This window comes from Ventrimonas sp. (genome assembly GCF_048380235.1).
Taxonomy (GTDB): Bacteria; Bacillota; Clostridia; order Lachnospirales; family Lachnospiraceae; genus Brotaphodocola.
In genome coordinates this window covers 80,507-94,637 of the sequence record NZ_DBFCCJ010000008.1, presented here as the reverse complement: position 1 = coordinate 94,637, position 14,131 = coordinate 80,507, and the positions used below count along the sequence as shown (strand labels likewise).

The following is a 14,131-nucleotide window of genomic DNA, read 5'->3' as shown; positions in this document are numbered from 1 at the left end:
GTCATAGCACCACCGATAGCTAACAGAGCTGCTGCAGATGCAACTGCAACTACTTTAGTCTGCTTTCTCATAATGAATGCACTCTCCTTTTTACTTTTTTGAATTTGCTACGAAATTCCTAAATTGCATTACGAGACGATTATACTTCCTATAAGGCAAATTATCAATAGTTTTTTACATTTTTTCTGTGTTTAGGAATAAATGCAAATCTATGTAACTGCTTCTGGAAGTTTCCATCTCTCCATCACACTGACAGTATAATATAGTTTTTTCCGAAATGCTATAACGAAACCCTAAGCGTTTTCTTACGAAAACCTTACGAAACCTATAGTTTTTCCGAAATATGTACTTATATCCGTACAATTTTGTTTGTGGGCTGTACCTGTTCGCTGCTTTGTGCTATAGTGTTCATATATTCCTATTTTTATTGATTTTTGAACATTTACGGAGGTTTTTCAATGGATCGGATTGGTTTGATTTGTCGTTATATAAAGGAAGATCCGCGCAGTACGCAGAGGGATCTGGCACAGAAAACGGGGTTTTCTGTCGGCACGGTGAACACCTTAATTAAGGAGGCTATGCAGAAACGGCTCATTGCCCAGGGCAAAAGTGTGGCAGGCACCTATGAGCTGACGGGAGCCGGGGATGATTTTCTGGAGCAGTTTAAGGTGGACGGCGCGCTGATCATTGCCGCGGGATTTGGTTCCCGCTTTGTTCCGCTTACGTTTGAAACACCGAAAGGGCTGCTGGAGGTGTTCGGTGAGCGGATGATTGAGCGCCAGATCCGGCAGCTGCATGAGGTCGGCATCACGGATATTACCATTGCCGTAGGGTATCTGAAGGAAAAGTTTGAATACCTGATCGACAAGTATCAGGTAAAGCTGCTTTATAATCCGGAATATGCCAGCAAGAATACGCTGACCACCATTTACCGCGCCAGAAAGGTGCTGGCGGGCAAAAACATGTACATCCTTTCTTCCGACAACTGGCTGCGGGACAATATGTTTCACGCTTACGAGTGTGGTGCCTGGTATGCTTCTTCTTATATGGAGGGGGATACGTCGGAATGGTGTCTTTCCTTTAACAAAAAGGGACGCATCACCCATGTGGAAGTGGGCGGGCACGATTCCTGGGTCATGTACGGACCGGTGTTCTTTTCCGCATCGTTCTCCGAACAGTTTCTGCCTCTTCTGGAGCAGTATTACCACACCCCCGGCACGGAGCAGTTTTACTGGGAGAATGTGCTGATCGAACACTTGGATACGCTGGAGATGGATATCAACCGGCAGCCGGAGCATCAGATTTATGAATTTGAAAATCTGGAGGAGCTGCGCCGGTTTGATCCCCGCTACCAGAATCATTCTGATAATACCGCGCTGGAGCTGGTTTCTCAGGTTTTTGAAGTGCCGGAGTCGGAAATCCACGATATCCGCTGTCTGAAATCCGGAATGACCAACAAATCTTTCCTGTTCCAGCTGCAGGGCAGACATTATATCTGCCGCATTCCCGGTCCGGGTACCGAACTGCTGATCAACCGGAAGGAGGAGGCGGAGGTATACCGCACCATCCAGCCGCTGCATATTTCGGAGCATATCATCTATATGAACGGCGATACCGGCTACAAGATTGCCGAATACTATGAGGGGGCACGCAATTCCCGGGCGGATGACTGGGATGATGTTGCAAAATGCATGGAGCTGGTGCAGCGCCTGCACAATTCCGGGCTAACTGTAGCTCATGAATTTAATATCCGGGAGCGGATTGCATTCTATGAGGGGCTATGCGCGGCACATGGCGGCACCCGTTTTGAGGATTATGCCGAGGTCCGCAGTCACATGAACGAGCTGATGGATCAGCTGGATGCCATGCAGCGTCCAAGGGTTCTCTCTCACATTGACAGTGTGGCCGATAACTTCCTGTTCCTGCCGGACGGTTCTGTGCGCCTCATTGACTGGGAATATGCCGGAATGTGCGATCCGCTGATCGATCTCAGCATGTGTGCCATCTATTCCTATTATGATGAAGCAGCAACCGAAAAACTAATGCAGATTTATTTCGGGCGGGAACCGGAGACAAAAGAACGCAAAATCGTTTATTCCTACATTGCGCTGGGTGGATTCTTATGGGCGCTGTGGGCCGTATATAAGGCTTCTCTGGGAGAAGAGTTTGGAGAATATACGCTCATCATGTACCGGTATGCGAAAACCTATTACAAAAAGGTTTGTTTGTTGTAAGAAAAATGTTACCATTTTCAGACAGGGCTATGCTATAATCGAAATATCGAAGGATTGCAGGCACCAGAGACACGCCGCGATCATGTATTGTACGAAACAGGAGGATGGTATGAAGCACGCAAAAAGACTGACAGCAGCAGCCATGACCGGATTCATCGGTGCTATGAGCCTTTTTTCCGGCGTAACTGCTTACGCTGCCACCGGATGGCAGCAGAATGGCAGCACCTATTACTATTATGACGCGAACGGGGAATTGCACAAGGGCTGGCTCAACACAGAAAACGGCTATTATTATCTGAATTTATCCACCGGCAAAATGACGGTTGGCTGGGAGAAGATCAACAATAAGTGGTACTATTTCCAGGGCAACGGCGTTATGGCGACCGGATGGGTGAAGGACAACGGCAAGTATTACTACCTGCTGACTGACGGCACCATGCATACCGGCTGGGTAAGCATTGACAATGTCTACTACTACCTGGGCGACAGCGGTGCCATGGCCACCGGCTGGGTCAACATGGACAACGGCTGGTATTACTTTGACCCAAACGACGGAAAATGCACCGTGGATCTCGCAAGAGAGATCAATGACAGCTGGTATATGTTCGGCAAGGATGGAAAGATGCTCACCGGATGGCAGCAGGTGGATGGCGCATACTACTATTTCCACACCGATGGCCGGATGCTCATCGGATGGCTCAGTGACGGCACCAACAGCTACTACATGGATCCGGCAAACGGACGCATGTCTACCGGCTGGAAGCAGATTGAAGGTTCTTATTACTATTTCAACAATTCCGGTCACAAGCTGACCGGATGGATCCAGGTAGACGGGACCTACTATTATCTAAATCCGTCTGACAAGGGACGCATGGCAGCAAACACCACGCTGAAGATTGACGGCATTTCTTACACCTTTGCCGCAAATGGTGCCTGCACCACCAGCGGAGGCAATGCCCTGAACGTGAATGGCAATACTTCCGGCAGCAACAATACCACTGCCATTCCGGGAAGCAATTCCTCAAACAGCAGCGCTCCGGGAAGCAGTACAGCTTCTTCTGCCTCTCCTTCTGCTTCTCCGGGCAGTACATCCGGAAGCACTACGCCAGGAAGCTCCTCTTCGAATCAGAGCAACAACGAATATGTTTCCACCGGTCCGGCTACCGGCCAGAACGATCCCAGCTTTAACGGCGTTGCTCCTTCCGGAAGCACGAGCCAGAGCAGCTCCGGCAGCAGCTCCAATTATGTGAATGGCCTGTTGAAAGCCGGCCTGACCACAGGTCCAAGACCTTAAGACCGTACTGTAAAACAAAAACGGGAATGCGCGATGCGCATTCCCATTTTTGTTTTCAGTTCAGTTATGAGAAGAACAGTCTGTTCACGGCACTGAAGATACCGCGGATGGAAGACCGGGTGATGTTGGAGCTCACGCCGACACCATAGGTCACCTTGCCGCTGTCCTTGTCCATTAAGTGGATGTAGGATGCTGCCTGTGCGTTGGAGCCGGAGTTCAGAGCGTGCTCGTTGTAGTCCAGTACCTTGATCTGGACGCCGAGTGCTTCTTCCAGGCCGCGCTGTACCGCATCGATCGGGCCGTTGCCGACGCCCTCGAAGGTTTTCTCCATGCCGTGATCGGTATAGGTAACCTTGGCAAGGGTTGCAAACTCGCCGTCTGCAGACTCGGTATCGGTGATCTGGCACTTGCGGAAGTGGATCGGTTCTTTCTTGTCCAGGTAATTCTTGCGGAACTCTTCCATGATCTGCTCCGGAGCAACCTCACCCTGCTGCTCGGAAATCTTCTGGATGACATCCGCGAATTCTTTGTGCATGCCCTTCGGCAGCTTGAAGCCGTAGAAGGTATCCATAACGAAGGCTACGCCACCCTTTCCGGACTGGCTGTTGATGCGGACGATCGGCTCGTACTGTCTGCCGATATCGGACGGATCGATCGGAAGGTACGGAACCTCCCAGTACTGGCTGTTTCTCTCATGGAGAGCCTGTAAGCCTTTGTTGATAGCATCCTGATGGGAGCCGGAGAATGCGGTAAATACCAGCTTTCCTGCATACGGATGACGCGGATCGATGGTCATCTTGGTGCAGCGCTCGTACACCTCTGCGATCTCACGGACGTTCTCAATGTCCAGCTTCGGATCGATGCCCTGGGAGAACATATTGTAAGCAATGTTTAAGATATCCACGTTACCGGTACGCTCACCGTTGCCGAACAGAGTTCCCTCGACACGGTCTGCGCCTGCAAGAAGTGCCAGCTCGGTTGCTGCCACACCGGTGCCGCGGTCATTGTGCGGATGTACACTTAAGATCACGCTCTCGCGGTTCTTGAAGTGCTTGTGCATCCACTCGATCTGGTCTGCGTATACGTTCGGAGTGTTCATCTCCACGGTAGATGGCAGGTTAAAGATGATCGGCTTCTCCGGAGTTGCCTCGCCCCAGGTATCCTGGACTGCGGTGCAGACTTCCATTGCGTACTCAAGCTCGGTGCCGGTAAAGCTCTCCGGGGAGTACTCTAACATTAAGTCGCCGTCATAATCCTTGGCATATTTTTTGACCAGCTCAGTGCCCTCGATAGCAATCTGCTTGATCTCTTCCATATTCTTGTGGAAAACTACGTCACGCTGCAGGGTAGAGGTGGAATTGTAAATATGTACCACTACCTTTTTGATACCCTGGATAGCCTCGAAGGTTCTCTTGATAAGATGCTCGCGGCACTGTACCAGAACCTGCACGCGGACATCATCCGGAATGAGACGGCGCTCTACCAGCTGTCTTAAAAAGTCATATTCGATCTGGGATGCTGCCGGGAAACCGATCTCGATTTCCTTGAAGCCCAGCTTGACTAACATATTGAAGAACTCGATCTTCTCTTCTACTACCATAGGCTCTACCAGTGCCTGGTTGCCGTCACGTAAGTCGACGCTGCACCAGATCGGCGCTTTTTCGATTTCCTTGTCTGGCCACTCGCGCTCCGGGTAGTGTACGACCGGGTTTCTTTTGTACTTAGCGATGTTTAACATAATTCATTTCCTCCAATTTGTCCGTTGTCCTGTTATATGCTGCGATATTTTCGTATTACGGTGATTTCGTGCTCAGCCCATGACGGGCAGTCGCTCGATCACGCCATAAAAGCGGACAATGAACAATACTGATCCTATCGATTCAGCCCCATCTTTCATCATTCCTTTTCTTGAAAAATTTGATACGTTAATCCATATAATAGCATATTTTTCCAGATAAATCAATTTAAACAAAAACGCATGAAATTCATCAAACATCGTTCATGAATTCCATGCGTTCTTCTCTCGCAACTCTCGCTTTTTACAGCACGTGTCCCTGTGCCTTCATAACCTCGATCACCTGGTCTACCAGCATCTCGCACTGCCCGGTAGTCGGCGCTTCTACCATGACACGCACAACCGGCTCGGTGCCGGACTGACGGAGCAGGATACGTCCGTCTGCGCCCAGGGTCTCAGTGACCTTTGCCACCTCTGCCTGGACTGCCGGGTCATCCTGCGCTGCCTTTTTGTCTTTGACGCGGACATTTTTCAGCACCTGCGGCAAAATCTCCACCTCAGAGGCCAGCTTACCCAGAGTTTCCTTCTTCTCCAGCATAACCTCCATCACCTTTAAGGAGGTCAGGATGCCGTCACCGGTGGTGGCGTGCTTGCTGAAGATGATGTGGCCGGACTGCTCGCCGCCCAGACAGTTGCCGTACTGGGACATGTTCTCGTACACGTATTTGTCACCGACTGCGGTCTTCTCGTAGGAGATGCCTTCCCGGTCAAATGCCTTGTAAAGGCCGAAGTTGGACATGATGGTGGTAACTACGGTATTGTTGCGCAGGGTACCAATCTCCTTCATGTACTTGCCGCAGATGTAGAGGATCAGATCACCGTCTACCACACTGCCGTTCTCATCTACCGCGATGCAGCGGTCTGCGTCACCGTCGTAAGCAAAACCTACGTCACAGCCGGATTCCTTTACATACTCCTGCAGGACATGGATGTGGGTGGAGCCACAGTCGGTGTTGATGTTCAAACCGTTCGGATGGTTGTTGATGACATGGGTCTCTGCTCCCAGAGCATCGAACACGTTCTTTGCAATGGCAGATGCGCTGCCGTTTGCGCAGTCCAGAGCCACTTTTTTGCCCTTGAAGGAACGGGTGGCAATGGAGATCAGGTAACCGATGTAGCGGTTTCTGCCTGCAGCGTAGTCGGTGGTGCGGCCGATAGCATCCTTTAAGGCAAACGGAATCTCTTCCATCTCCCCGTCTAAGTAGCGCTCGATTTCTACGATAACGTCCTCTTCCAGCTTCTCGCCCTTGCCGTTGATGACCTTGATGCCGTTGTCATAGTATGGGTTGTGGCTGGCAGAGATCATGATGCCGCAGTCGAACTCTTCCGTGCGCACCACATAGGATACACTCGGGGTGGTGGTGACATGAAGCAGATAAACATCCGCGCCGGAGGCGGTGAGACCTGCTACTAGGGAGTACTCAAACATGTAGCTGCTTCGTCTGGTATCCTTTCCGATGGCTACGCGGCAGCGGCCCTCCGGATTGTCTGCGGTCTTTTTCGCGCGCTGTCCGTAATACCAGCCCAGGAAACGGCCTACCCTGTAGGCATGCTCTACCGTTAAATTGACATTTGCTTCCCCGCGGAAGCCATCAGTTCCAAAATATTTTCCCATTGCTCTGCTCTCCTCTTTTCAGATTGAAACCTGAAATTCCCGGCAGGCACACCTGCGCCGCCGGGAACCTTTTGTATATTAGTATTCGATTTCTTTTAAGAAGCGGCCCAGCGCGTCCTGCCATGCCGGAAGGCGCTCAAATCCGTTCTCGCTGAGTTTGTCTTTATTCAGACGGCTGTTGGACGGACGGGTTGCCTTGGCCGGAAACGCGTCACTGCTGACCGGGGTGACCGGCACATCCATGCCTGCCTGGCGGAAAATCTCTTTGGCGAACTCGTACCAGCTGCACAGACCCTCGTTGGTGGCGTGATAGCGGCCGTACTTGTCGGTCTGGATCATGTCGACCAGAAGTCTTGCCAGGTCGTAGGTGTAGGTCGGGGAACCAATCTGGTCATCTACCACGCTGACTGCCCCGCGCTCTTTGCCAAGGCGCAGCATAGTCTTAATGAAGTTCTTTCCTGCCACGCCGAATACCCAGGCAATGCGCACGATAAAATATTTATCGGACAGCTCTTCTACTGCCAGCTCACCCTCGTACTTGGTCTGACCGTATACATTTAACGGATGGCGCTCGTCGTCCGGCTCCCACGGGCGGGTGCCCTGGCCGTCAAACACATAATCCGTGCTGATGTACATAAGCTTTACATCTGCCTCTTTGCAGGCCTGAGCCACATTTCTTGTGCCCTCGCCATTGATGCGGCGGCAAAGGTCTACGTTATCCTCAGCTGCATCTACTGCAGTATATGCGGCACAGTGGATGACTGCGTCTGCGCCGGAATTTTTAATGACGCGTCTGCAGGCTTCCGCGTCGGTGATATCCATCTCCTGGACATCCACGCCAATGCCCTCGATGCCGCGCTTTGCCAGTTCGTTCATCAGGTCAGTTCCAAGCTGGCCTTTTGCTCCTGTTACCAGAACCTTCATGCTGTTTCCTCTTTCTGAATATGACTGCCGCAGGATTATACTTCCTCGCGGTTGCCGTACATTTTCTCATAATAATTCTGATACTCGCCGGAGATGATGGTCTCCCACCATTCACGGTTCTCCAGATACCACTTGATGGTCTTCTTGATGCCGTCTGCAAATTTGGTTTCCGGCAGCCAGCCCAGCTCGTTATGGATCTTGGTCGGGTCGATGGCGTAACGCATGTCGTGACCCTTGCGGTCAGTAACGTGAGTGATCAGGCTTTCCGGCTTGCCCAGCTCCTTACAGATGAGCTTGACAATATCGATATTCTTCATCTCGTTGTGGCCGCCGATGTTGTAAACCTCACCGACACGACCCTTGTGGATGATCAGGTCGATAGCCTTGCAGTGATCCTCTACATACAGCCAGTCGCGGACATTTAAGCCCTCGCCGTACACCGGAAGCGGCTTGTCTGCCAGCGCGTTTGCGATCATAAGCGGGATCAGCTTCTCCGGGAAGTGGTACGGACCGTAGTTGTTGGAGCAGCGGCTGATGGTGACCGGCAGACCGTAGGTTCTGTGGTATGCCTGCACCAGGAGGTCAGCGCCTGCCTTGGAGGAGCTGTAGGGGCTGCTGGTATGGATCGGGGTCTCCTCGGTAAAGAAGAGGTCCGGGCGGTCTAACGGAAGGTCTCCGTATACTTCATCGGTGGATACCTGATGGTAACGTTTGATGCCGTACTTGCGGCAGGCATCCATCATCACTGCGGTACCCTTGATGTTGGTATCCAGGAAGATCTCCGGATTCTCAATGGAGCGGTCTACATGGCTCTCTGCCGCGAAGTTCACCACGATATCCGGGTGCTCCTCCTCAAAGAGCTTGTAAATGGCTTCGCGGTCGCAGATGTTGATCTTGCAGAAACGGAAGTTCGGATTTTTTAATGCCTCTTCCAGGGTGGATAAGTTGCCTGCGTAGGTCAGGCAGTCCACGCACACGATCCGGTAATCCGGATACTTGTTTAACATATGGTAAACGAAGTTGGAGCCGATAAAGCCGGCGCCGCCTGTTACGATGATAGTCATGGTCTGTTCCTCTTTTCTTTTTACTTCATGTCGTTGCCGTGCAGCTTGTCGATATATTTGCCGTCCAGAACATCTTTTAAGTAGCGGCCGTACTGGTTCTTCTTTAACTCCTCGTAGGTTTCCAGAACCTGCTCCTTCGTGATCCAGCCGTTTAAGTAGGCGATCTCCTCCAGACATGCGATCTTGCGGTGCTGATGGGTCTCTACGGTCTTTACAAAATTGGTAGCCTCCACCAGGGACTCATGGGTACCGGTGTCGAGCCAGGTAAAGCCCTGCCCCAGAAGTGTTACATCCAGCTCGCCGTTCTCCAGGTAAATACGGTTTAAATCCGTAATTTCCAGTTCACCGCGGGCAGACGGTTTTAAGCTCTTGGCATACTCAACCACGCGGTTGTCGTAGAAGTACAAGCCGGTCACGCAGTAGTTGGACTTCGGATGCTCCGGCTTCTCCTCAATGGAAACGGCCTTGCCCTGATCGTCGAATTCTACGATACCGAAGCGCTCCGGATCGTCTACGTAATAGCCGAATACGGTTGCGCCCTTTTCCTTGGCAGCTGCCGCGCGCAGGCGCTTCTTTAAGCCCTGGCCGTGGAAGATGTTGTCTCCCAGTACCATGGCAACCGGCTCTCCGCCGATGAACTCCTCGCCGATGATAAAGGCCTGTGCCAGTCCGTCCGGGCTCGGCTGTACCGCATAGGACAGCTCCACGCCAAACTGATGGCCGTCTCCCAGAAGCGCCTCAAATCGCGGCGTGTCTACCGGAGTAGAGATGATCAGGATCTCCCGGATGCCGGCGTTCATAAGAACGGACAGCGGATAGTAGATCATAGGCTTGTCGTAAATCGGAAGCAACTGCTTGGATGTTACCTTGGTCAGCGGATACAGACGGGTGCCTGAGCCGCCTGCCAGAATGATACCTTTCATAGTTTTCTCCTTTTAAAAACATAAAATACCGCCCGGGTCTCTTTTGTACAAACGGACAGTTTAAGCTAGTTTGTACTATACCACAGATGCGCCGATATTGCAATCTGGGGCCGGTAAGAGACCGGGCGGGAATTCGAAATTTTTTATTAATTTGTCTGTACTGCCGCAGATGTCTCCGCAACAGCCGCACCTGCATCCGGCACATTTCTTCCGGTGGCCGGGAGGAAGTTTCCGTCTTCATCTACCTCTGCCGCAAACAGCAGGGTACGGGCATCATTTTTTTCATAGCTGCAGGTAATCAGGACAAACATGGAATCAAAGGGCTGCGTTGGAGCTTCTGCGAAGCTGCATGGTGCCAGGCGCTCACTGACCCATTTGTCAAAGGATGCCTGGGACTTGAAGGTGGTCTTGCGGACAATGCCGTTGGAGTCACTGTAGTAGCAGCCTAGTGTCTTTAAATGGATGGTGCGCTCCGGGGTGTAGATTTCAAAGTACCTGTGGTTTTCAAAAAACTCCTGGTCCTTGAACTTTACCACATCCTTGAACATGGATCCATCCTTCATGTGATGACCGTAAATTGGGTTGTTCCAGCCACTAAAGTCCGACTTGCTGTCGGCATCCAGATAGATGGCCCCATATACGCTGTCGTTCCCTTCAAAATCTTTGTGGAGGTAATACTGGTTATCCGGGGACTGGACGATGGGATAATCGATCTTAGTGTCCGGCACGCGGATCCAGCCGATGGTGTCCGGGTTCGTTTCCAGAAGCGGTGTAAAATCAATGGGTGAGACATATGGCGCCTCGGTCTCGGCTTCCGTCTCTTTCTCTGTTTCCGGCGGTTCGGTCTCCGTCTGTTTTGCCGCCTCAGCCAGGCTCTCCTCCAGCCGGCGCTGCGCGGCGGCGTCCCTCCAGTCCTTTACCAGGCTGAGAGCGCTGCCGATCATGATGACCAGAAGGACAGCAATGACAATGCGTCTGAGAAGGCCGTTTGAATTTCTGTTTTTATTCTCGTGTTCCATCATAAAATCCTCCATTTTGCAAAAAGCCAGATTTAATACCTTTGATTAAATCCAGCTTTTTTCAATCGTCCTGATGATTCCTACACTTCGTTCATCTTTGCCAGCTTTGCTGCCTGATCGGCCGCAATGCAGGCATCCAGGATTTCCTGGATATCACCATTCATGATCTTATCTAATTTGTAAAGGGTCAGGTTGATGCGATGGTCTGTCACACGGCCCTGCGGGAAGTTGTAGGTACGGATCTTCTCGGAGCGGTCGCCGGTACCGATCTGGCTGCGGCGCTCTGCTGCCTCCGCGTTCTGCTTCTTCTCCAGCTCCAGATCATACAGCTTGGAACGCAGGAGGCGGAATGCCTTTTCTTTGTTCTGCAGCTGGGATTTCTCGGTCTGGCTGTAGATGACGATGCCGGTCGGAATATGGGTCAGACGTACCGCGGAGTCGGTGGTGTTGACACACTGTCCGCCGTTACCGGACGCACGCATAACATCGATACGGCAGTCGTTCATGTCGATCTGAACATCGACCTCTTCTGCCTCCGGCATCACTGCTACGGTTGCGGTGGAGGTGTGGATACGGCCGCCGGACTCGGTCTCCGGTACACGCTGTACGCGGTGTACGCCGGACTCGTACTTCATCTTGGAGTATGCGCCCTTACCGGTGATCATGGCCTGTACCTCTTTGAAACCTCCGATGCCGTTCTCACTTAAAGAGATGATCTCTACCTTCCAGTGCTGGCTCTCTGCGTAGTTTACGTACATACGGTAAAGCTCTGCCGCGAACAGGGCTGCCTCATCGCCGCCTGCACCTGCGCGGATCTCCAGGATGATATTCTTATCATCGTTCGGGTCTTTCGGCAGCAACAGGATCTTCAGTTCCTGCTCCAGCTCCTCCACGCGCTTCTTGGCATCGGAAAGTTCCTCTTTGGCAAGCTCGCGCATCTCCTCGTCGCTCTCCTCTTCCAGAAGTGCCAGGCTGTCTTCGATATCCTGCTTTGCCTGCTTGTAGGCCTTGTATGCCTCTACCAGCGGCGCCAGGTCAGCCTGCTCCTTCATGAGCTTGCGGAAACGGTCCTGGTTTTCGGTTACGTTCGGCTCGCCTAATTCCTGCATGATCTCCTCGTAATGGATGAGGATGTCATCTAATCTGTCAAACATGCGATTCCTCCTATTATATATGTTCGTATCTATGTTGTTTCCGTATTCTGTCTGCGGTGGCTTCACGCCGCTGCAATCACGACTGATTTTCTGTGTCCGTCAGCCCGGGCCAGATACCGCATACCACGCGGTCCTTGCCCGGAAGGTCCTTTACGACTCTTACTTTATCAAAGCCCGCCTCACTCAAAAGCTCACTGACAGCCTTTCCCTGGTCATAGCCAATTTCCAGGTAAACAGCTCCCCCCGGCTTTAACCAGGCTCCTGCTTCCTTTGCGATCCGGCGGTAAAACTTCAGACCGTCCGCGGTACCGTCCAGAGCCATCATGGGCTCGTGCTCCCGCACCTCCGGCTCCAGGGTGGCAATGACCGCTGTGGGAATGTAGGGCGGGTTGGATGTGATGATATCGAAGGTTCCGGCTTCGCTCTGGGGCATAGCTGTGAACAGGTCGCTCTGGCGGAAGATGAACGGATGCCCGGCCTGTTCAGGCGCATCCTGTGTTTCCGTGTGTGAAACCACTGCAAATCCATGCATCTTTGCGTTCCGCTCTGCCACCTTCAGCGCCTCTTCCGACAGATCTGTGGCTGTTACAGACCTGTAACCGCCCTTCACCGCCAGGCTGATGGCAATGCAGCCGGATCCGGTACAGAGGTCCAGAAGCTTCTTTTCCGGGTCCTGCTGCTCCTGAAGCACCAGCTCCACCAGTGTTTCGGTGTCCTGGCGCGGGATCAGCACATGCTCGTTTACAAAAAAATCCAGTCCCATGAATTCCTGGCTGCCCAAAATCTGCTGCAGCGGAATACGTGACGCACGCTTTGCGATCATTCCCCGATAAGTCCGGATCTGTTCCTGCACCTTAGCATCCTGTTCTGAAAGGGGGCGCAGGCGGTCCATCAGAAAGTGGACCAGATCCAGATGAAGGGCTTCAAAAAGAAGCAGCTTTGCATCGTTTTCGCCGTCGGTATCCCCTGCCTGCTGCAGGGCGGCGCTTCCCTCATTCAGAAGGTCGTAGAGTGTCATCTGGCTTCCTCCCGGCTGATGGCCTGGTCCTGTGCCGGACCGGAAACTGCGGCATCCGCACGGTCCTCCGGAATCTCCGTATCCGGGAAATTTTCCCTTAAGTATGCTTTCCAGTCAAATACCGCTTCCACAGCTGCAATGGCTACCTCGATCATGGAATCATCCGGCTCACTGGTAGTCAGGTTCTGCATCCACAGCCCCGGCTTGCTGAGTAAATTGACAATCGGGTTGTCACTGCGGCCTGCCAGGCGCAGAAACTCGTAAGACACACCGGCAATGACCGGCACCAGAATGATACGGCTTGCCATGCGCAGCAACACATTATCTACCCGCACCACCATAAAGAACAGGATGCTGATGAGCATAACAATGATGAGAAAGCTGGTGCCGCAGCGTTTGTGCTGTTTGGAGCTTTCCCGCACGTGATCGACCGTGAGGGTCATGCCATGCTCAATACAGTTGATGCACTTATGCTCCGCACCGTGGTACATAAAGGTGCGGCGGATGTCTTCCATCCGGGAAATCAGTTTGATATACGCAATAAAAATAGCAATGCGGATAGCGCCCTCCAGAATTGCCATGATGGTGTCGGAATGGATAACCTGCTTGCAGGCGTTTGCGATGAGCAGCGGCAGGATCATGAAAATGCCGATGGCCATGATAACGGAAAATACCATAACAACCGCCATAAGCACCTGCTCCACCTTTTCTCCGAAGACTTTGTCCATCCAGAGCTCCAGCTTACCCGGTTCAGAATCCTCATCATCCTCAAAGAAGCTGGCTGAATAGCTCAGTGTCCGCATGCCAAGGATCATGGAATCCGCAAAGCTGAAGACACCGCGCACAAAAGGGAGTCCGCAAAACGGCACCTTCTCTGTCATGCTGACATAGGTATCTTTTTTGACCTCAATGCCGCCGTCCGGCCTGCGCACTGCCGTGGCATACTGGTCTTTGTTTTTCATCATAATTCCTTCAATGACGGCCTGGCCGCCGATACCGGAATATTTCATAAAACTACTATCTCCTTATAAAGAAAAATAAGGTTGAGCCAAAGTGTCTCCACTTGAGTCTCAACCTTACCTCGCTCTCGT

Annotated in this window: 11 protein-coding genes; 2 read left to right on the top strand and 9 right to left on the bottom strand. The window is 52.1% G+C overall.

Features of this window, described 5'->3' with window-relative positions; translation table 11 throughout:
- Positions 1–458 precede the first annotated feature (458 nt).
- Positions 459–2,234 carry a sugar phosphate nucleotidyltransferase gene (locus ACMP1L_RS01165; protein ID WP_177304641.1) on the top strand — a complete coding sequence of 592 codons (1,776 nt, stop codon included), beginning with the start codon at positions 459–461 and terminating at the stop codon, positions 2,232–2,234.
- Positions 2,235–2,343: 109 nt separating this feature from the next.
- Positions 2,344–3,528 carry a PspC-like choline-binding domain-containing protein gene (locus ACMP1L_RS01160; RefSeq protein ID WP_177304640.1) on the top strand — a complete coding sequence of 395 codons (1,185 nt, stop codon included), beginning with the start codon at positions 2,344–2,346 and terminating at the stop codon, positions 3,526–3,528.
- A 64-nt stretch (positions 3,529–3,592) separates the two neighbouring features.
- Here ACMP1L_RS01160 and leuA read toward each other — a convergent pair whose 3' ends face one another.
- The 9 genes from leuA to ACMP1L_RS01115 form a co-directional block, all read right to left on the bottom strand.
- A complete protein-coding gene (leuA, locus tag ACMP1L_RS01155; RefSeq protein ID WP_177304639.1) occupies positions 3,593–5,266 on the bottom strand; it encodes a 2-isopropylmalate synthase in 1,674 nt (557 codons plus the stop codon).
- Positions 5,267–5,567: 301 nt separating this feature from the next.
- Complete coding sequence (gene glmM, locus ACMP1L_RS01150) at positions 5,568–6,938, bottom strand: phosphoglucosamine mutase (RefSeq protein WP_177304638.1); 1,371 nt, start codon at positions 6,936–6,938, stop codon at positions 5,568–5,570.
- A gap of 78 nt (positions 6,939–7,016) precedes the next feature.
- Positions 7,017–7,862 (bottom strand): dTDP-4-dehydrorhamnose reductase, encoded by an 846-nt coding sequence (gene rfbD / locus ACMP1L_RS01145; protein ID WP_418451753.1) that lies wholly within the window; start codon positions 7,860–7,862, stop codon positions 7,017–7,019.
- Positions 7,863–7,897: 35 nt separating this feature from the next.
- Complete coding sequence (rfbB, locus tag ACMP1L_RS01140) at positions 7,898–8,926, bottom strand: dTDP-glucose 4,6-dehydratase (protein WP_118531286.1); 1,029 nt, start codon at positions 8,924–8,926, stop codon at positions 7,898–7,900.
- A 20-nt stretch (positions 8,927–8,946) separates the two neighbouring features.
- On the bottom strand, positions 8,947–9,849 hold the full coding sequence (rfbA, locus tag ACMP1L_RS01135; RefSeq protein WP_118531284.1) for a glucose-1-phosphate thymidylyltransferase RfbA: 903 nt from the start codon (positions 9,847–9,849) through the stop codon (positions 8,947–8,949).
- A 146-nt stretch (positions 9,850–9,995) separates the two neighbouring features.
- Positions 9,996–10,871: a class B sortase gene (gene srtB, locus ACMP1L_RS01130; protein WP_418451751.1), complete on the bottom strand. Its 876-nt coding sequence runs from the start codon at positions 10,869–10,871 to the stop codon at positions 9,996–9,998.
- 77 nt (positions 10,872–10,948) lie between these two features.
- Positions 10,949–12,022, bottom strand: coding sequence for a peptide chain release factor 1 (prfA, locus tag ACMP1L_RS01125; protein ID WP_118531280.1), 1,074 nt, complete (start codon positions 12,020–12,022; stop codon positions 10,949–10,951).
- 76 nt (positions 12,023–12,098) lie between these two features.
- Complete coding sequence (gene prmC / locus ACMP1L_RS01120; protein WP_418451750.1) at positions 12,099–13,040, bottom strand: peptide chain release factor N(5)-glutamine methyltransferase; 942 nt, start codon at positions 13,038–13,040, stop codon at positions 12,099–12,101.
- Complete coding sequence (locus ACMP1L_RS01115; RefSeq protein ID WP_418451748.1) at positions 13,037–14,050, bottom strand: DUF1385 domain-containing protein; 1,014 nt, start codon at positions 14,048–14,050, stop codon at positions 13,037–13,039. The genes prmC and ACMP1L_RS01115 overlap by 4 nt, the downstream gene beginning before the upstream one ends.
- Positions 14,051–14,131: the final 81 nt, after the last annotated feature.